Consider the following 18,083-nt stretch of genomic DNA (forward strand, 5'->3'; position numbering starts at 1 on the left):
TCGCTGCGCCGAGCATGAGGCTGCTGATTGAAGCAGCCACGACGAAGGCAAGGAAATGCGAAGCTGTCGTGCGCATGGCCTGTCTCCTGTCAAAGAAGCCGGGGGAAGGGGGAGAGAGGAGAGGAGCCTTCCGCCCGGCTCGCAGTGGGAAATAATCTTTCGTGGGACTTTTCACAAATGAGAAAACTGCGCCATCCGTTGCAAAAGGCGCAACTGATAGCCGGCAAGGCTTCCTTGTTTCTCCTAAAGTTTGCATTCTGACGGATGCAAAACATGCAGCAGCGGAGCACCGAGACGGGCCAGAAGCTGATCGAGACCGCCCGCCCCGACGTCACCACCCGCTGGACAGCCCGCCGCCCCCGCGCCTAACGGAGCTTGCCATGGACCCGCAGCATCTCCCCGATTCCATCCTCATCGTCGATTTCGGCAGCCAGGTGACCCAGCTGATCGCGCGCCGCGTGCGCGAGGCGGGCGTCTATTCCGAGATCGCGCCCTTCACGCAGGCGGAAGAAGCCTTCGAGCGGCTGAAGCCCAAGGGCGTGATCCTCTCCGGCGGTCCCGCCAGCGTTCCCGACGAGGGCAGCCCGCGCGCCCCGCAGGTGCTGTTCGACAGCGGCGTCCCGATCCTCGGCATCTGCTACGGCCAGCAGGTCATGACCCAGCAGCTCGGCGGCGAGGTCCGCCCCGGGCACGAGACCGGCGAAGGCGGCGAATTCGGCCGCGCCTATTGCACCGTAAGCGAGGAATGCGTGCTGTTCGACGGCCTGTGGCAGCCAGGCGAGCGGCACCAGGTGTGGATGAGCCACGGCGACAAGGTCACCCGGCTCGCCCCCGGCTTCCGCATCGTCGCGGTCAGCGACGGCGCCCCCTTCGCACTGATCGCCGACGACGAGCGCCGCTATTACGGCACGCAGTTCCACCCCGAGGTGGTCCACACGCCCGACGGGGCCCGCCTGCTGGCCAACTTCGTCCGTCACGTCTGCGGCCTCGCCGGCGACTGGACCATGGCCGAGTTCCGCAAGACCAAGATCGAGGAAATCCGCGCCCAGGTCGGCGACGGCAAGGTCATCTGCGGCCTTTCCGGCGGTGTCGACAGCGCAGTCGCCGCGGTGCTGATCCACGAGGCGATCGGCGAACAGCTCACCTGCGTCTTCGTCGATCACGGCCTGATGCGGATGAACGAGGCGGAGCAGGTCGTCACGCTGTTCCGCGACCACTACAACATCCCGCTGGTCCACGTCGACGCGGAGGAGATGTTCCTCTCGGGCCTCGCCGGCGTCACCGACCCCGAAGCCAAGCGCAAGTTCATCGGCAAGGCCTTCATCGACCTGTTCGAGGCCGAGGCCAGGAAGATCGGCGGCGCCGACTTCCTCGCGCAAGGCACGCTCTATCCCGACGTGATCGAAAGCGTCAGCTTCACCGGCGGGCCGTCGGTGACGATCAAGAGCCACCACAACGTCGGCGGCCTGCCCGAACGGATGAACATGGCGCTGGTCGAGCCGCTGCGTGAGCTGTTCAAGGACGAGGTCCGCGCATTGGGCCGTGAGCTCGGCCTGCCGGAAGTCTTCGTCGGCCGCCACCCCTTCCCCGGGCCGGGCCTCGCCATCCGCATCCCGGGCGAGGTGACCAAGGAACGCTGCGACATCCTGCGCAAGGCCGACGCGGTCTATCTCGAGGAAATCCGCGCCGCCGGCCTCTACGACGCGATCTGGCAGGCCTTCGCCGTGTTGCTGCCGGTCAAGACCGTCGGCGTGATGGGCGACGGTCGCACGTACGACAGCGTCTGCGGCCTGCGCGCGGTGACCAGCACCGACGGCATGACCGCCGACGTCTACCCGTTCGACGCCAGCTTCCTCACCCGCGTCGCCACCCGCATCGTCAACGAAGTGAAGGGCATCAACCGCGTGGTCTACGACTACACGTCGAAGCCCCCCGGCACGATCGAGTGGGAGTGACGGCTTCGCCCAGGTAGCCCGGGAGGAGAACCTGCAGCTCCCCCTCGGCCCCGACCCGCGCACGGATGTTCTGCGCAGGATGCAGCCGGCGCTGATCGCGCGGTTCGGGCGGATCGTGCGCCCGCCGGAGAAGCGGCGCGACGCGCTCTGGGTGCTGGTGCAGGGCGTGATCGGCGCGCGGACCAAGACGCGCGTGTCGAACGAGGCGACCGACCGCCTGCTGGCCGACTTCGGCACCTGGGAGGCGGTCGCGCAGGCTCCGGTCGAGGCATTGGAGACCCGCCTCGCCAACCAGACCTTTCCCGACATCGCGGCGCAGCGGCTCAAGGACTGCCTCCTCGCCGTGATCGACCGGCGCGGTGCGGCCGATCTGGGCCATCTCGCCGAGATGTCCACCGCCGAAGCCATGGCCTGGCTCGAGACGCTCCCCGGCGTTGCGCGCAAGGTCAGCGCCAGCGTGATGAACACCTCGCGCTTCGAGCGCCCCGCGCTGGTGATCGACAGCCACCATCGCCGCATCGTCCAGCGCATGGGGCTCGTGCCGCCGAGTGCCGACACCGCGCGCGCCTACGACGCGCTGATGCCGGTCTTGCCCGAGGAGTGGTCCGCCGCCGACATCGACGAGCACCATCTGCTGGTGAAGCGGCTCGGACAGACAATGTGCCGGCCCGCGCATCCAAAATGTGCGGACTGCCCCGTGCGCAGCGACTGCCGCACAGGCGGGCGAGGACGGATCGGTCGCCCTTAGCCGGCCGTTAACCCATCCGGGCTAACCCGGGCGCCATGGATACTTGCGCCCGCACGACGCCCGTTCGCCCTTCGCTCAGGACCACCGTGGTGATCGCCGCGCTGGCCGTGGGCGCGATCCCCGCAGCCGCGCTGATCGCGCAGCCCGCAGGAACGCCGTTTACGGTGGTCGAGACCGGCGAAAGCTACGCCTCGCTCCAGCAGGCGGTCGACGCCATCGGCAGCGGCGAGGGCAGCATTGCGATCGCCAGCGGGACCTACCGCGAATGCGCGGTGCAGGAGGGTGGTTCGGTCTCGTACCTCGCTGCCGACCCGGGCAAGGCAGTGTTCGACGGCGTCACCTGCGAAGGCAAGGCCGCGCTGGTGCTGCGCGGACGCGCGGCAACGGTGTCCGGCCTCGTCTTCCGCCGCATGACGGTGCCCGACTACAATGGTGCGGGCATCCGGCTGGAGCAGGGCGACCTCACCGTGGCGCAGTCCTGGTTCGCCGACAGCCAGCAGGGCATCCTGACCGCCGACGATCCTTCGAGCCGCCTCGTCATCGACAAGTCGACCTTCTCCGGCCTCGGGACCTGCGAGGGCTCGGGCGGCTGCGCGCATTCGATCTACATCGGCGATTACGGCCACCTGCGCGTGACCCGCAGCCGCTTCGAGCGCGGCACGGGCGGGCACTACGTCAAGGCGCGCGCGGCGCGGGTCGAGATCGCCGCATCGAGCTTCGACGATTCGGCCGGGCGCGGCACGAACTACATGATCGACCTGCCCGAAGGGGCGACCGGCCAGATCACCAACAACTGGTTCGTCCAGGGCCGCGACAAGGAGAACTACTCCGCCTTCATCGCGGTCGGCGCCGAGGATATCAGCCACAGCTCCGACGGGCTGCAGATCGCCGGCAACGACGCGCGCTTCGTGCCCGCGCTCAGCCGCAGCTCGGCCTTCGTCGCCGACTGGACCGGCGCGAACCTCGCCATCGGCGACAACCGGCTGGGAGCCGGGATCGCGCGCTTCGACGCGCGCTGACGCGGAACCCGCCTGCCTGCTTGCGGGTTGGTGGCGCGAAGGAGCACTTCGCATGGCAGGCGGCTGGACCCGCGACGGGGCCGTTCAGGACCAGATCGACGATACCGTGAGCGACGCGGTGCAGGCCGCGCGCACCCGTATGCCGCGCGGCGAGAGCGCCCGCTTCTGCGACGTATGCGGCGAGGAGATCCCCGAAAAACGGCGCCAGGCCCTGCCCGGCGTCCGCACCTGCGTCGCCTGCCAGTCGGAGCGGGACGCCGCCGTCCGCTCCACCGGCATCAACCGGCGCGGGAGCAAGGACAGCCAGTTGCGGTAGGGCTGCGAGGAGTCGCCAATAAGTTCCGAATGCTGGCGAGGTCGCCGCTTGCATGGCGAAGCCGAGATTCAATGTCTACTGGTGTTAGCGGACATGGGTGGGTCAGCCGTAAAGGAGACCTACGACAGCAGCGAAGGCAACGATCAGGGCCGGGATGAAGAAGAAAACGATGTTGGTGCCCCGGTAAGACGAGAAGGTGGTCCGACGCTCCACAGGCACTCTTCGCGCCCACGGCCATATGTTAACGAAGACGTTGAAGAGCCCTGCGAAAGGGCCGAGGAGGAGCAAGCCGAGTGCGGGAGCTTCAGGGTCGGACAAACTCGCAGTCCAGCCGAGTAGGCCGAACAACACGATAGTCCAAAGATAGCAGATAAGTAGATATCGGCGCAGCGTCATGCTCAGCACCTGACCCTAAAGTGGCAAAGCCTGCAATGTGTCGTTCTCCGTCTGATCGAATTCGTCTGCTCTGCCGAGACGCGCGGATCAGCCGAATGCGGGTGCGTAGCTCACCACGCCGCCCGCGCCTGAGCCTTCCATGACGAGACGCTGAAAGTATTCGGGCGGCGGGCCGGGATAGGTGAGGGCCGGATCGTGCGCGAAGCCGAACCGTCCGTAGTAGGCCGGATCACCGAGCACCACGCAGCCTGCTGTGTCGCGCTCGCGCAGCAGAGCCAGTCCTTGCTCGATCAGCGCCGCGCCAATGCCCTCGCGCTGGTGCTGCGGTGCGACCGCGACGGGGCCGAGGCCGAACCAGCCTTTGCTTCCGTCCGAAATCGTGACGGGCGAGAACGCGACGTGGCCGAGGATTTCTCCGCCGTCCTCCGCAACCAGCGAAATGGTGAGATCGCCGTCGGCGCGCAGGCGGTCGACGATGGCGGGTTCGCTGCCGTCGCTGTGCGGGTGACCGTCGAAGGCCGCGTGCACGACGCCGTGGATCGCGCGTTCGTCGCCGGCGCGCTCGGGGCGGATCGTTATGCTCATGTCAGCAGATGGCCCGAGCGGTCGCGCTTGGTCGAGAGATAGCGCGCGTTGTGCGGATTGGCGGGGAGCTGGTGGGGAACGCGCTCGGCCACGGCGATGCCGCTGGCCGCGAGGGCCTCGACCTTGGCCGGGTTGTTGGTCATCAGCCGCACCTCGCCTACGCCGAGCAGTTCGAGCATGCGGGCGGCCACGGGGAAGTCGCGCGCCTCGTCGGGCAGGCCGAGCCGGCGGTTGGCGTCGACGGTGTCGAAGCCCTGATCCTGCAGGCGGTAGGCGCGCAGCTTGTTGACGAGGCCGATTCCCCGCCCTTCCTGCCGCAGATAGAGCAGCACGCCCCAGCCGCCGCTTGCCGCCTCGTGGGCCATCGCGTGGAGCGCGGCGTCGAGTTGCGGGCCGCAGTCGCACTTCAGGCTGCCGAGGATGTCGCCGGTCAGGCATTCGGAATGGAGCCGCACGAGCGGCGCCACGTCCGACCGCTGCTCGCCGATCACCAGTGCGACATGTTCACGCAAGTCGTCGGCGCTGCGGAAGGCGACGATCTCGGCATCCTCGCTTGCCGAAACCGGAAGGCGTGCGCGGGTGGCGATGGCGAGCGCGGCGGCATCGGCCCATGCGGCGAGATCGGACGCGGCGACCGGCTGCGCCTCGCCCGCATCGGCCGGATCGACGAGGAAGGCGGGGAGGATGCCCGCGATCCGCGCCAGTTCGAGCGCCGCCGCCGCCTGCTCCGGCCGGCCGATCGTCTCGGCCCGGAACGGCCCTTTGAGCGGGGCGGTAAGATCGAGCGCCGGGTCGGCGACGGGCAGCGCGGCGGCGAGGTCGAACGGCTCCGCGCCGTGGATCAGCACCGGCGCATGCGGCTCGGCCGCCTCGCGCTGGTTGGCGAGCTTGAGCGTTTCGGCGCGCGCGGCGGAGATGAGCATCCGGTCGGCGCTCGCCTGCCGCGCCACCGCCGTCTCGACCGGCAGCAGCACCGGGCCGCCCTCCATCGCCAGCGGCCAGCCATGGCGCAGCGCGTCGATCGCCTGCGCCGCGCGGCGGGCCGGGGATGGCGCGGAAGCCGTCAGAGCTCGAACTCCGTCACCAGCGGCACATGGTCGCTCGGGCTTTCCCAGCGCCGCGTTTCCTCCACGAAGCGGTGGCTGCGCGCCTGCCTGGCGAGGTCGGGGCTGGCCCACATATGGTCGAGCCGCCGCCCCTGGTCCTTCTGCCGCCAAAAGCTGCGGTAGGACCACCAAGAATAGTTGCGCTCCGGCGCGGGGATGAATTCGCGGCCGAGATCGACCCAGCCGTGCGCGTCGCGGAAGCGGCCAAGCGTCTCGACCTCGATCGGCGTGTGGCTGACGACCTTGAGCAGCGCCTTGTGGTCGTAGACGTCGCATTCGAGCGGCGCGACGTTGAAGTCGCCGACGATCAGCGTCGGCCGGTCGAGCGCATCGGCCCAGCGGGTCATCCGCTCGAGGAAGTCGAGCTTCTGGCCGAACTTCAGGTTCACCTCGCGGTCGGGCACGTCGCCGCCGGCGGGGATGTAGACGTTCTCCAGCACCATGCCCTGCCCCGGGCCAAGCAGCTCGACACCGACGTGCCGCGCCTCGCCATTGTCCTGCCAGTCGTGGCGGGAGAACTCGCGGAAGGGAATGCGGCTGACGGTGGCGACGCCGTGGTAGCCCTTCTGCCCATGCACCGCCTGATGGACGTAGCCCATCTCCGCCAGCGCCTTGGCCGGGAACTGGCTCTCCTGGCACTTGATCTCCTGCAGGCAGAGCACGTCGGGCGACTGTTCGCGCAAGACGCGCTCCACCTGGGGGAGGCGCAGGCGGACGGAATTGATGTTCCAGGTGGCGACAGAAAGCATCGTGGCGGGATAGGGAGCGCCGCAGGGCGCCGCAAGCCGACGTGCAACAAAAAACCCTCGTGCCGGGGGCATTGGCACGAGGGTTCCATGTTAGCGTTCGTCACGCTTGTACAAGGCGGCTCTTGAGCGAGGTCAGGGCAACAGGGGGGAAACCCGCCTCGCACCGCCTTGTGACTTGCAAGATAAGGGGGATGGCCTTGCTTGCCAATGAACGACCCGCAGCGCCTCGTCGCAATCGCCCCACGCGCTGCCGCCGAAGCGTTTACCGCGGGCGACGGGTGGATCGGCGCGGATCCTTGTAAGTGAAGGCGCTGTCGGGCACCGAGATGCCGTAGCGGTGGTTGCGCAGCCGCACGGTGGTGCGATTGTTCTGCGCATCGAGCGCGACCCAGTTGGTCAACTGGAGCCCGCCAGGCGCCGACGAATCGCGGGTGAAGATCAGGGTAATCACGCCGAACTGCGGCTTGTTCGGGTCGCGGACTTCGACGCTGATGACGTCGGAATGACCGGTCGAAACCAGCTTGCCGTACTTCTTCACGTCGCGGCTGGGATCGAGCAGTGCGCCGAGCGGCGATTCGGAGATCGGCCAGCGTTCGACCTGATTGACCTCGTAGTCGATCATCGTGAACGACTGGCCGTTCGACACCAGCAGCAGCGGCACGCCGTCTTCGTACTGGAAGCGGATCTTGCCGGGGCGCTTCAGCGTCATCTCGCCGGAAACGGTCTGGCCCTTCCGGTCGGTCTGCGTGAAGTCGGCCTTCATCGTCGAGATCCCGCGCAGCGCGGCAACCGCGCGGTCGAGATCGCCTTCGGCCGCAGCGACCGGAATCGGCACCGCGACGAGCGCCGCAGGCGCGGCAATAGCCAGCGCGCCGGCCATGGCCGCACGCAGGGGGGTGACAGTAAGCTTGTGCACTATGGTCATGCTCCGTGAACTAGGATCGGAGCATTGAACCGATGCTGAATTCATCCGGTTCCGGAAATTCAGCTTACTTGATCTTCGCTTCCTTGAACTCGACGTGCTTGCGCGCGACGGGGTCGTACTTGCGGAAGGTCATCTTCTCGGTGATGTTCCGGGGATTCTTCTTGGTCACGTAGTAGAAGCCCGTATCGGCGGTCGAGACGAGCTTGATCTTGACGGTTGCGGGCTTCGCCATTGCGTGTTCCTAAGATCGGTCTGAGGCCCCAAACACCAGTGTAAGCGGCCGAAAAAATACAGGCGGCGCGCGCGGCACCGCCATTCCGGCGCGGCCATTGAGCGATTCACGCGCGAAAGTCAAGCTGGCTACCAGTCGACCTTGCCGCGGTTGGCCTTGACCTCCCCGCGGGACTTCTTGGCTTTCAGCCGCTTGACCTTGCCCACCCGGTTGACGCGGCTCTTGGCGCGCTTCTTCGGTTGCTTGTGCGCCTCCTCGATCAACTCGGCGAGGCGCCGCCGCGCTTCCTCGCGATTCGCCTCCTGCGTACGGTGGGTGCGCGCGGTAAGGACGATCTCGCCGCGCGCCGTCATCCGGCTGCCCGCGAGCGTCTTCAGCCGCGCGAAGACCGGCGGCGGCAGGCGCAGGGCGAACACGTCGAGCCGAAGCTGCACCGCGGTCGCGACCTTGTTGACGTTCTGTCCGCCCGGGCCGGAGGAGGCGATGAAACTCTCCTCCGCCAGCGCCAGCGCGCGCTCCACCGGTGAGGGCGGCTCGTCATCCATCGGCGAACCCGAGCGCTGCGAAATCGGCGGGGAGAGGCGCCGCGGCCTCGACCGGCGGCTTGTCCGCGCGCGGCACGACGAGCCCTGCCGCATGGAGCATCGTGCGCGGCGCACCCTTGCCGCTGCCATAGACCGGATCGCCGAGCAGCGGCACGCCGAGCCCGCTCGCGGCATGGACGCGGATCTGGTGCGTGCGCCCGGTCTCGGGCCGGAACTCGACCAGCGTACGGCCCTCGTGCCGCGCGACCACGCGCCAGTGCGTAGCCGAGGGTTTGCCCTTCCTGGCGGCGATCATCCGCCAGCCTTTTTCCGCGCTGCTGATCTTGCTCAGCGACAGCGCGATCGTGCCTTCGTCCTCCACCGGCTCCCCGTCGAGAATGCCGAGATAGCGCTTCTCGACCAGGCGCTCCTCGAATGCCATCGCGAAGCGCTTCAAGGCCTTGGGATTACGCGCGAGCAGCAGGCAGCCCGAGGTGTCGGTGTCGAGCCGGTGGACGGGCATCGGCGCACGCTGGAAGCCGAGCTTCAGATCATCGAGCTGATCCTCCAGCGACCGGCCGCCCTTGCGCGGACGTTCGATCGGCAACCCGCCCGGTTTGTCGATGACCAGCGCTTCGCCGTCTTCGAAGAGGATATCCAGAGCGCTCATTGCCAACCTTCCGTTCGCCCCCGAGCTTGTCGAAGGGCTGTTCCTGTGTCCAGCGCGCCCGCTAGAGGAAAGGAAGGGCGTTGGCCAAGGTCGTCTCCCGGCGCTTGGACCAACGAGGGCGCTAGAGCGCGAGTTCCGCCCGCATCACGCCGCGCAGGGCATTGCCGACCAGGAAACCGCCTTCGAGATCGGCGAGCGTGAGTTCGGCCTCGCGGGCCTCGCCCCGCTCGATCAGCGCCCGCCGCGCCACTCCCGGCAACAGCCCGAGCCGTGCGGGCGGCGTCAGCAGGATGCCGCCGCGCTCGACGTAGAGGTTGGTGAAGCTGCCTTCCGTCGCAAGGCCGTCGTCGCGCACGAACAGCGTTTCGACTGCGCCGGCATCGCGGGCTACGGCCAGCGCGTCCTCGTAGAAGCCGCGGTCGCTGGTCTTGTGCCGGAGGCGCCAGTCGCCCGGGTCGACCGGCAGCGGCAGCGCGATGCAGCGCACCGGCTCGCCCAGCAGCGGCGGCAAATCGCGCGCCTCGACGGCAATCGCACCGCTGCGGGCGCAGAGCAGGCGCACGCAGGAAGGGCGCTCGAGCTCGAAGCACAGCGCATGGATCCGGTTGCGTGCCACATGGCGGTCGAAGGCGAAGCCGAGCGCCGCGGCGCTTGCCTTCATCCGCTCCAGATGCCCCTCGATCAGCGCTATGCCCTCTTCGGGCGTGAAGCGCATGGTCTCGATCAGGTCGAACGCGGGCGCCGTGTGACCCGGCGAACTGCGCCTGGCGAAGCCGCCCTTGAGCACCGCCTCGCGCCACTCGGTCAGCGGCTCGCTGTCGGCGACGATCGCCGAGCCGACGCCGAGCGTGGCGGAGCCTTGCGCGTTCTCGACCGGCGTCAGCCGCAGCGTGCGGATGGCGACATTGAAGGCCGCATCGCCATCAGGGCCGATCCGGCCGATGGCGCCGCAATAGGGGCCGCGGGCATCGCGTTCGACTTCGGCGATCAGTTCCATCGCGCGGATCTTGGGGGCGCCGGTGATCGAGCCGCAGGGGAAGATCGCGCGCACGAGGTCCGCCGCGCCCTTCCCCTCGGCCAGTGCGGCGCGCACGGTGGTGACCATCTGGTGGACGGTCGGATAGCTTTCGACCGCGAACGGTGCGTCGACGCGCACGCTGCCCGGCGCGGCCACGCGCGACAGGTCGTTGCGCATCAGGTCGACGATCATCAGATTCTCGGCCCGGTCCTTGGCCGAGGCGGCGAGATCGTCTGCCAGCGCGCGGTCCTCTGCCGGATCGTCCGAGCGCGGCCGCGTGCCCTTCATCGGCTTGGCTTTGGCCTCGCGTCCCTTGAGCGAGACGAACAGTTCGGGCGAGAGGCTGAGCAGCCAGTGTGCGCCGTCGAACACGGTCCCGCCATAGCCTGCCTGCGCCGCCGGGCGCAGCGCCGCGTAGAGCGCGAGCGGATCCCCGCGGTACGATCCCGCGAGCGGGAAGGTGAGATTTGCCTGATAGATATCGCCGCCGCGGATCGCCTCCTGCAGCCGGGCGAAGGCCTCGACATAGGCGCCCGGCGAAACCTGCGGATCGAGCGGCCCGAGCGAGGCATCGCCCTCGGCGCGCGCGGCGAGCCAGGCGGGCACGTCCGCGGCGGGAATGACCGTTTCCGTCTCGAACAGACCGAGCCAGACCAGCGGCCCTGCCGCTCCGGTCCTCGCCTCCGCCAGCGCGCGGAGCCTGGGTTCGAGCGCCAGCCCCGCCTCGTAAGCCAAGAAACCCGCCAGCCAGCCCCCGCGCTCGGCCCGCGCTGCATCGGCCGCGGCAAGCACGGCTTCGACCTCGCCCGGCTGGCGCGCGACGAAGATCTCCGCCGCGTTCTCGTAGAAATGCGCGTCGGCCGCGCTCTCGGCGCGCGCATCGTCGAGCAGCACGAAGGGTGTTCGCTCTCCCATCGCCCCCGCCTTAGGGTCCGGAGCCCTATCCGCCAAGCCGGGAACTTGCGGCGCGCGAACGCCTGCGCCATGCCTGATCCGATCGTGGCGGGAGAATCATACGTGAGCGAAATCTTTCTCGGGCTGGCCGGCAATGGCGAGAAGCAGTTCCTCAACCTTCGGCGCGCCAACCGCCACGGGCTCATTGCCGGTGCGACCGGCACCGGCAAGACGGTCACCCTCCAAGGGCTGGCCGAGAGCTTTTCCGCCCAGGGCGTGCCGGTCTTCGTCGCGGACGTGAAGGGCGATCTCTCCGGCATCGCCATGGCCGGCTCCCCGACCTTCAAGAACGCCGACAAGCTGGAGGAGCGGGCGAAGGAACTGGGCATGGAAGACTATGCCTATTCCGACAACCCGGCGATTTTCTGGGATCTCTACGGCGAGCAGGGGCATCCGATCCGGACGACGATCTCGGAGATGGGGCCACTGCTCCTCGCCCGGCTGCTCGATCTCAACGAGACGCAGGAGGGTGTGCTGCAGATCGTCTTCCGTCACGCCGACGACCACGGGCTGCTGCTGCTCGACCTCGGCGACCTGCAGGCGATGCTCGCCTGGTGTGCGGAGAATTCCAAGGAGCTCAGCGCCAGGTACGGCAACGTCACCAAGGCCAGCGTCGGCACGATCCAGCGCCAGCTCCTGAGCTTCGAAAGCCAGGGCGCGGACCGGTTCTTCGGCGAACCGGCGCTGGAGATCGACGATTTCCTGAAGGTCGACGAGCAGGGGCGCGGCTTCATCAACGTCCTCGCCGCCGACAAGCTCATGCGCAGCCCGAAGCTCTACGCGACCTTCCTGCTCTGGCTACTGGCCGAACTGTTCGAGAGCCTGCCCGAAGTCGGCGACCCCGAGAAACCCAAACTGGTGTTCTTCTTCGACGAGGCTCACCTGCTGTTCGACGACGCGCCCAAGGCCCTGCAGGACAAGATCGAGCAGGTTGTGCGGCTGATCCGCTCGAAAGGGGTGGGCGTCTATTTCGTCACCCAGAACCCGATCGACATTCCCGAGGAAGTCGCCGGGCAGCTCGGCAACCGTGTGCAGCACGCGCTGCGCGCCTTCACCCCGCGCGACCAGAAGGCGATCCGCGCCGCGGCCGAGACATTCCGCATCAACCCCGAGCTCGATGTCGAGACGGCGATCACCGAGCTCAAGGTCGGCGAGGCGCTCGTCTCCACGCTGCTCGAGGACGGCGCCCCCTCGATCGTTCAGCGCACACTGATCAAGCCGCCACGCAGCCGCCTGGGTCCGGTGACCGAGAAGGAACGGGCGATCGTGCAGTCGGTCAGCCCGGTGGCGGGCAAGTACGACACCGCTATCGACCGCGAGAGCGCGGAGGAAGTGCTCGCGCAGAAAGCCGCCGATGCCGTCGCGACGGCCGAGGAAGTCGAGGAGAAGGGACGCGACGAGGTCGAGAAGCGTCCGCGCAAGAGCACCTCGATCTGGGGCAAGGCGTTGAAGCGCGCGCTGGGCGCGGCGACCGGCTCGGGCGCGTCGATCGCGGCGAGCACGATCACGGGGCGCAAGTCGCGCGCGAACCCGATGAAGACCGCCGCATCCTCGGGCCTCGGCTCGCTGGCGACTGATCTTGCCGGTCCGCTCGCCGGCCGCTTCGTCCGCAACCTGATCGGCGGGCTGATGCGCTAGGGCGCCCGCTTGGCGGGGTAACGCGTGCCGTCCTTGTGCGCATAGCCCTCGGCATCGAACTTCAGATCGATGTCGGGATATTCGCCGTGGTCGGCCGAGCGGTCGCCTGCGCTGATCGCGACGAACACGCAGTCGCTTCCGCTGCGGTTCTGCAGGTGATGTCCGTCGCGCACCCCTTTGGGCCAGGCGGCGAGGTCGCCCGCGCGCAGTACGGTCTCGCCGCCGTCCTCCACCAGCACGGCCTCTCCCGAGATCATCACCAGCAACTCGTCCTCCGCCGCGTGCCAGTGGCGCTGCGACGACCAGCCGCCGGGCTTCAGCACGACATGGCTCGCGCCCATTTCGGTAAGGCCCGCGCCGGGGGCGAGGCGGCGATACCAACGACCCTGCACCTCGTGATCGTAGGGCGCGGGATAGCCGGTGGCGTTGGTCTGCGCGATGGCGTCGAGTTCGAGCTTGGGCATGGAACGACTCCGATGGGTGGTAAGCGGCGATTTGCTCGTCTAACCCCCGCGCGATGACCGACGCCAGCCTGCTTGCCGAAAAGCTGATCGCCGCGCCCAGCGTGACCCCGGCGACCGGCCAAGTGTTCGACGTGCTGGAGGCGATGCTGGCGCCCCTCGGCTTCGAGGTACACCGCTTCGTGCGCGGTGAGGTGCCGGACGGGCCGGTCGAGAACCTCTTCGCGATCCGCGCGGGTCCCGCGGGATCGAAGCACTTCGCATTCGCGGGTCACCTCGATGTCGTCCCTCCGGGAGAAGGCTGGACCAGCGCGCCTTTCGCGCCCGAGCGGCGGGGCGATCTGCTCTACGGCCGCGGGGCGGTCGATATGAAGGGCGCGATCGCGGCGATGGTCGCTGCCGTGGCCGAGGTGCCCCGTGATGCCGGCACGATCAGCTTCATCGTCACCGGCGACGAGGAAGGCCCGGCCGTCCATGGCACCCGCGCGCTGATCGACTTCATGCAGGAACGCGGCGACCGGCCCGACCTGTGCCTCGTCGGCGAACCGACCAGCGTGAACCGTCTTGGCGACATGATGAAGATCGGCCGCCGCGGCTCGGTCAATATCTGGCTCGAGGTCGAGGGCACGCAGGGCCACGTCGCCTATCCGCACAACGCCGACAATCCGATCCCGAAGCTGGTTGCGATCCTGGCGGAGCTCGATGCGCTGGTGCTCGACGAAGGGACCGAGTGGTTCCAGCCGTCGAACCTGGAGATCACCGATCTCGAAGTCGGCAATCCTGCGCATAACGTGATCCCGGCCAAGGCGACGGCACGCATCTCGATCCGCTTCAACGACCGGCACAGCGGCGCCTCGCTGTCCGAAATGGTCGCCGCGGTCGCCGCGAAGCACGGCGGAACCGCGCTTCCGATCATCTCGGGTGAGCCGTTCCTGACGCCGCCGGGCGAATTCTCGCAGATGATCGCAGATGCGGTCGAGGCCGAGGCCGGTCTCGTGCCCGAAGCCTCGACCACCGGCGGTACGTCGGACGCGCGGTTCCTGCGCGCCGTCTGCCCGGTGATCGAGTTCGGGCTGTGCAACGCCACGATGCACAAGCGCGACGAGGCGGTGGCGCTGGCGGACCTCGATGCGCTAGGCCGCATCTACGCGCGCATCGCCGCAGCGGCGCTGGGCAAACGATAAGACGATACCGGAGGGGAAGCGAGACATGGCAAGCCAGGACGCAGCGGAGATCGCCGCAGGCGCCGCACCGACGGGACAGGGCAAGCTGCAGTGGCGGATCCTCGTCGGCTTCGTCGCCGGCCTGATCGCGGGCCTGCTCGCCTATACCTTCGCGCGCGACGCGGCCTGGGTCGAATCGATCGTGACCTACGTCACCAATCCGATCGGGCAGATCTTCCTGCGCCTGCTGTTCATGCTCGTGATCCCGCTGCTGTTCAGCGCGCTGGTGGTCGGCATTGCCGAAATGGGCGAGGTCAGATCGCTGGGAAGAGTCGGCCTGAGGACGCTACTCTACACCGTCGTCGTCTCGTCGATCGCGGTCGCGATCTCGATCGCGCTGGTCAATCTGATCAAACCGGGCGAGGGGATCGATCCGGCGGCCGCCGCCGAGCTGCTGGCCGAAGGGGCGGAGGGCGCCTCCAGCATCGTCCGCGCGAGCGCCGAGAGTCAGGCGGGCGTCAACCAGGTCATCGCCATCGTGCCGAGCAACGTGGTCGCCGCGATGTCGTCCAACGACATTCTCGCGGTCATGTTCTTCGCACTGTTCTTCGGCATCGGCCTGCTGCTCGTCCAGACGCGCCGGACCGAAACGCTCAAGGACGCGATCGAGGGCGTGTTCGAAGTGGCGATGAAGCTGATTGGTTTCGTCATCCAGCTCGCGCCGATCGCCATCTTCTGTTTCATGTTCAACCTGACCGCGCAGTTCGGGTGGGATCTGCTGTTCAAGCTCGCCGCGTTCGTGGGCGTCGTGCTGCTGGCGCTCGGCATCCAGATGTTCGGCGTCTTCCCCGCGATCCTGAAGTTCGTCGCCAGGAAGAGCCCGGTCGCGTTCTTCCGCGAGACGCGCGAGGCGAGCGTCATGGCGTTCTCGACCGCCAGTTCGAACGCGACGCTGCCCACGGCGCTGCGCGTCGCCGACACGGAGCTGGGTCTGCCGCGCCGCATCGCGCGCTTCGTGCTGACCATCGGCGCGACCGCCAACCAGAACGGCACCGCGATGTTTGAAGGCGTGACGGTACTGTTCCTTGCCCAGTTCTTCGGCGTCGAGCTCTCGCTGATGGATCAGGCCTTCGTCATGCTGATCTGCATCCTCGCCGGTATCGGCACCGCCGGCGTGCCGGGCGGCTCGCTGCCGGTGATCGCGCTGATCCTGGCGGGCGTGGGCGTCGACCCGGCCGGCATCGGGCTGATTCTCGGCGTCGACCGCTTCCTCGACATGTGCCGCACGACGCTTAACGTCGTCGGCGACCTTGTTGCGGCGCAGACTATCTCGACGCTTTCGCCCGACTTGCCGGCGGAGAAGGCCGGGGCGGCTTAGACTTCCAGGTTCTCTCCAATCGTCATGCTGAACTTGTTTCAGCATCCATCGTGCTCTCTGCGCGACCTACGCAGGTGGAGAAATGGGCCCTGAACCAAGTTCAGAGTGACGGGTCGGACAGGTTCACCGCCCTTTCGGCTTCTCCAGCACCTTCTGCTTGAAGGCGCACAAATCCACCACCGGGCAGCGCCAGCATTCGGGCAGCCGCGCCTTGCAGATGTAGCGGCCGTGCAGGATCAGCCAGTGGTGCGCGTGCAGGCGGAACGGCTGCGGGACGCGCTTCTCCAGCTTGGCCTCGACTTGTTCGGGCGTCTTGCCCCTGGCCAGACCCGCGCGGTTGCCGACGCGGAAGATGTGGGTGTCGACCGCGAAGGTTTCCTGCCCGAACCAGCAGTTGAGCACGACGTTCGCGGTCTTGCGGCCGACGCCGGGGAGCCTGACGAGTTCCTCCCGCGTATCGGGCACTTCGCCGCCGAATTCGTCGATCAGCATCTGTGAGAGCGCGATGACGTTCTTGGCCTTCGAGTTGAACAGGCCGATCGTCTTGATGTGCTCTTTCAGTCCCTCCTCGCCGAGCGCGACCATCTGCTCCGGCGTCTCGACTTCGGCGAAGAGCCTGCGCGTCGCCTTGTTGACGCCGACGTCGGTCGCCTGCGCCGACAGCGCGACCGCGACGACGAGCTGATAGGCATTGCCGTATTCGAGCTCGGTCTCGGGCGCTAGGTTGTCCTCCGCCAGGCGGCGGAAGAACTCGAATATCTCGTCCTTGGTCATCGTGCGGTGGGGTCGAGCACGTCGTCCATGGTGTAGCGGCCCGGCGCGCGGCCGATCAGCCATTCGGCTGCCCTGATCGCGCCGCGTGCGAAGATCATCCGGTTCTCGGCGCCATGCGAGAGGATCAGGCGCTCCTCCTCGCCCGCAAGGATCACGCTGTGCTCACCCGCGATCGTGCCGCCGCGCAGGGCCGCGAAGCCGATCGCGCCCTGCCGGCGCTCGCCGGTATGGCCGTCGCGGCCGCTCTCGCGATGGGCGGCAAGCTCGATCCCGCGCCCCTGCGCCGCCGCTTCGCCCAGCAGGAGGGCGGTGCCGGAGGGGGCGTCGACCTTGCGGCGGTGGTGCATCTCGACGATCTCGATGTCCCATTCGGGCCCGAGCCTCGCCGCCGCCTCGCGCACGAGCTGCGCCAGCACAGTCACGCCGAGCGAAGTGTTGCCGGTCTGGAGAACGGCGATGGCGCGCGCGACATTGTCGATCGCGGTGTGATGGCGCTCCTCGAGGCCTGTCGTACCGATGAGGATCGGAATGCCGGCGCCGATCGCCGCATGGACGTTCGCCTCCAGTGCCACGGGGGCCGAAAAGTCGACCAGCACGTCGCTGCGGTCGGCGAGCGCGGCCGGATCACCCCCGCGATCGACCCCGCCAGCATATTCGTGCCCGGCATCCGCGATCGCGCGAACGAGCGCCTGTCCCATGCGTCCTTCGCTGCCGATGATGCCGATGCGTGCCATTGCGCTTCCCCGAAACCGCGTGCTTCATGGCGGCCATGGCAGACATTCGCAACATCGTCATCCTCACCGGGGCCGGCGTGAGCGCCGAAAGCGGCATCGACACCTTCCGCGATGCCGGCGGGCTGTGGGAGCAGCACCGGGTGGAGGACGTCGCCACGCCCGAGGCTTTCGCGCGCGATCCGAACCTCGTGCTGCGGTTCTACGACATGCGCCGCGCGGCCATTCAGGAGAAACAGCCCAATGCCGCGCACGAGGCGCTCGGGCAGCTCGACCGCGAATGGCCGGGCGAATTGCTGATCGTCACGCAGAACGTCGACGACCTGCACGAACGCGGCGGCGCGCGGCGCGTGCTCCATATGCACGGCACGCACCTCAAGGCCTGGTGCACGGTCTGCGACCGGCGCTCGCCCTGGACGGCGCCGCTGATCGACCGCCCGCCGTGTCCGGGCTGCGGCGAGCGGGCGCTGCGACCCGACGTCGTCTGGTTCGGCGAGATGCCGTACGAGATGGAGCGCATCTACGCCGCGCTGCGGCAGGCGGACCTGTTCGTCTCGATCGGCACCTCGGGCGCGGTCTATCCTGCGGCCGGTTTCGTCCGCGATGCGCGCGACCTCGGCATGCGGACGCTCGAACTCAATCTCGAGCGCAGCCAAGGTTCCGCCTGGTTTCACGAATCACGGCTCGGCCCTGCGAGCGAATTGGTGCCGGAGTGGGTTGAGGAGATGCTGGTGCGGTAGA

At 68.1% G+C, this 18,083-nt stretch carries 19 protein-coding genes; 8 read left to right on the forward strand and 11 right to left on the reverse strand.

Features of this window, described 5'->3' with window-relative positions; translation table 11 throughout:
- Nucleotides 1-380: 380 nt before the first annotated feature.
- From guaA to JNO53_RS05660, 4 genes are all read left to right on the forward strand, one after another.
- Nucleotides 381-1,955, forward strand: a complete 1,575-nt coding sequence (gene guaA / locus JNO53_RS05645; RefSeq protein WP_203108533.1) for a glutamine-hydrolyzing GMP synthase — start codon at nt 381-383, stop codon at nt 1,953-1,955.
- Between the two features lie 79 nt (nt 1,956-2,034).
- Nucleotides 2,035-2,703 (forward strand): endonuclease III domain-containing protein, encoded by a 669-nt coding sequence (locus JNO53_RS05650; protein WP_238401654.1) that lies wholly within the window; start codon nt 2,035-2,037, stop codon nt 2,701-2,703.
- Between the two features lie 35 nt (nt 2,704-2,738).
- Nucleotides 2,739-3,722: a right-handed parallel beta-helix repeat-containing protein gene (locus JNO53_RS05655; protein WP_203108535.1), complete on the forward strand. Its 984-nt coding sequence runs from the start codon at nt 2,739-2,741 to the stop codon at nt 3,720-3,722.
- Nucleotides 3,723-3,774: 52 nt separating this feature from the next.
- Nucleotides 3,775-4,038 carry a DksA/TraR family C4-type zinc finger protein gene (locus tag JNO53_RS05660; protein WP_203108537.1) on the forward strand — a complete coding sequence of 88 codons (264 nt, stop codon included), beginning with the start codon at nt 3,775-3,777 and terminating at the stop codon, nt 4,036-4,038.
- Between the two features lie 483 nt (nt 4,039-4,521).
- On the opposite strand, the gene JNO53_RS05665 is transcribed toward JNO53_RS05660, so the two are convergent.
- The 8 genes from JNO53_RS05665 to pabB form a co-directional block, all read right to left on the reverse strand.
- A complete protein-coding gene (locus JNO53_RS05665; protein ID WP_203108539.1) occupies nt 4,522-5,019 on the reverse strand; it encodes a GNAT family N-acetyltransferase in 498 nt (165 codons plus the stop codon).
- Nucleotides 5,016-6,008, reverse strand: coding sequence for a GTP cyclohydrolase II (ribA, locus tag JNO53_RS05670; RefSeq protein WP_238401655.1), 993 nt, complete (start codon nt 6,006-6,008; stop codon nt 5,016-5,018). Before ribA ends, JNO53_RS05665 begins: the two co-directional genes overlap by 4 nt.
- Nucleotides 6,009-6,082: 74 nt before the next feature.
- Nucleotides 6,083-6,874, reverse strand: coding sequence for an exodeoxyribonuclease III (locus tag JNO53_RS15340; RefSeq protein WP_238401656.1), 792 nt, complete (start codon nt 6,872-6,874; stop codon nt 6,083-6,085).
- 262 nt (nt 6,875-7,136) lie between these two features.
- Entirely contained in the window at nt 7,137-7,799 is a 663-nt protein-coding gene (locus JNO53_RS05675) for a LolA family protein (protein WP_203108543.1), read from the reverse strand.
- A gap of 64 nt (nt 7,800-7,863) precedes the next feature.
- Nucleotides 7,864-8,031 carry a 50S ribosomal protein L33 gene (gene rpmG / locus JNO53_RS05680; RefSeq protein WP_067682697.1) on the reverse strand — a complete coding sequence of 56 codons (168 nt, stop codon included), beginning with the start codon at nt 8,029-8,031 and terminating at the stop codon, nt 7,864-7,866.
- 128 nt (nt 8,032-8,159) lie between these two features.
- The gene (gene arfB, locus JNO53_RS05685) at nt 8,160-8,576 is read right to left on the reverse strand and encodes an alternative ribosome rescue aminoacyl-tRNA hydrolase ArfB (protein ID WP_203108545.1); all 417 of its coding nucleotides are present in this window, start codon (nt 8,574-8,576) and stop codon (nt 8,160-8,162) included.
- Nucleotides 8,569-9,225 carry an RluA family pseudouridine synthase gene (locus tag JNO53_RS05690; RefSeq protein WP_203108547.1) on the reverse strand — a complete coding sequence of 219 codons (657 nt, stop codon included), beginning with the start codon at nt 9,223-9,225 and terminating at the stop codon, nt 8,569-8,571. The genes arfB and JNO53_RS05690 overlap by 8 nt, the downstream gene beginning before the upstream one ends.
- A gap of 121 nt (nt 9,226-9,346) precedes the next feature.
- Nucleotides 9,347-11,158 carry an aminodeoxychorismate synthase component I gene (pabB, locus tag JNO53_RS05695; protein WP_203108549.1) on the reverse strand — a complete coding sequence of 604 codons (1,812 nt, stop codon included), beginning with the start codon at nt 11,156-11,158 and terminating at the stop codon, nt 9,347-9,349.
- A gap of 102 nt (nt 11,159-11,260) precedes the next feature.
- Here pabB and JNO53_RS05700 point away from each other — a divergent pair, with 102 nt between their 5' ends.
- Nucleotides 11,261-12,835 carry a helicase HerA-like domain-containing protein gene (locus JNO53_RS05700; RefSeq protein WP_203108551.1) on the forward strand — a complete coding sequence of 525 codons (1,575 nt, stop codon included), beginning with the start codon at nt 11,261-11,263 and terminating at the stop codon, nt 12,833-12,835.
- Here JNO53_RS05700 and JNO53_RS05705 read toward each other — a convergent pair.
- Complete coding sequence (locus JNO53_RS05705; protein ID WP_203108553.1) at nt 12,832-13,299, reverse strand: cupin domain-containing protein; 468 nt, start codon at nt 13,297-13,299, stop codon at nt 12,832-12,834. The genes JNO53_RS05700 and JNO53_RS05705 overlap by 4 nt on opposite strands.
- Nucleotides 13,300-13,352: 53 nt before the next feature.
- On the opposite strand from JNO53_RS05705, the gene dapE reads away from it, so the two are divergent.
- Both dapE and JNO53_RS05715 read left to right on the forward strand, forming a co-directional pair.
- Nucleotides 13,353-14,480, forward strand: a complete 1,128-nt coding sequence (gene dapE / locus JNO53_RS05710; RefSeq protein ID WP_203108555.1) for a succinyl-diaminopimelate desuccinylase — start codon at nt 13,353-13,355, stop codon at nt 14,478-14,480.
- Nucleotides 14,481-14,505: 25 nt separating this feature from the next.
- Nucleotides 14,506-15,837: a dicarboxylate/amino acid:cation symporter gene (locus JNO53_RS05715; protein WP_203108557.1), complete on the forward strand. Its 1,332-nt coding sequence runs from the start codon at nt 14,506-14,508 to the stop codon at nt 15,835-15,837.
- 123 nt (nt 15,838-15,960) lie between these two features.
- Here JNO53_RS05715 and nth read toward each other — a convergent pair whose 3' ends face one another.
- Nucleotides 15,961-16,611 (reverse strand): endonuclease III, encoded by a 651-nt coding sequence (gene nth, locus JNO53_RS05720; protein ID WP_203108560.1) that lies wholly within the window; start codon nt 16,609-16,611, stop codon nt 15,961-15,963.
- Nucleotides 16,608-17,345, reverse strand: coding sequence for a 4-hydroxy-tetrahydrodipicolinate reductase (dapB, locus tag JNO53_RS05725; protein WP_203108562.1), 738 nt, complete (start codon nt 17,343-17,345; stop codon nt 16,608-16,610). The genes nth and dapB overlap by 4 nt, the downstream gene beginning before the upstream one ends.
- Before the next feature lie 35 nt (nt 17,346-17,380).
- On the opposite strand from dapB, the gene JNO53_RS05730 reads away from it, so the two are divergent.
- Entirely contained in the window at nt 17,381-18,082 is a 702-nt protein-coding gene (locus JNO53_RS05730; RefSeq protein ID WP_203109045.1) for an NAD-dependent deacylase, read from the forward strand.
- The last annotated feature ends 1 nt before the right edge of the window (nt 18,083 follow it).

Source organism: Altererythrobacter sp. C41, from assembly GCF_016803135.1.
In the GTDB taxonomy this organism is placed as follows: Bacteria; Pseudomonadota; Alphaproteobacteria; order Sphingomonadales; family Sphingomonadaceae; genus Pelagerythrobacter.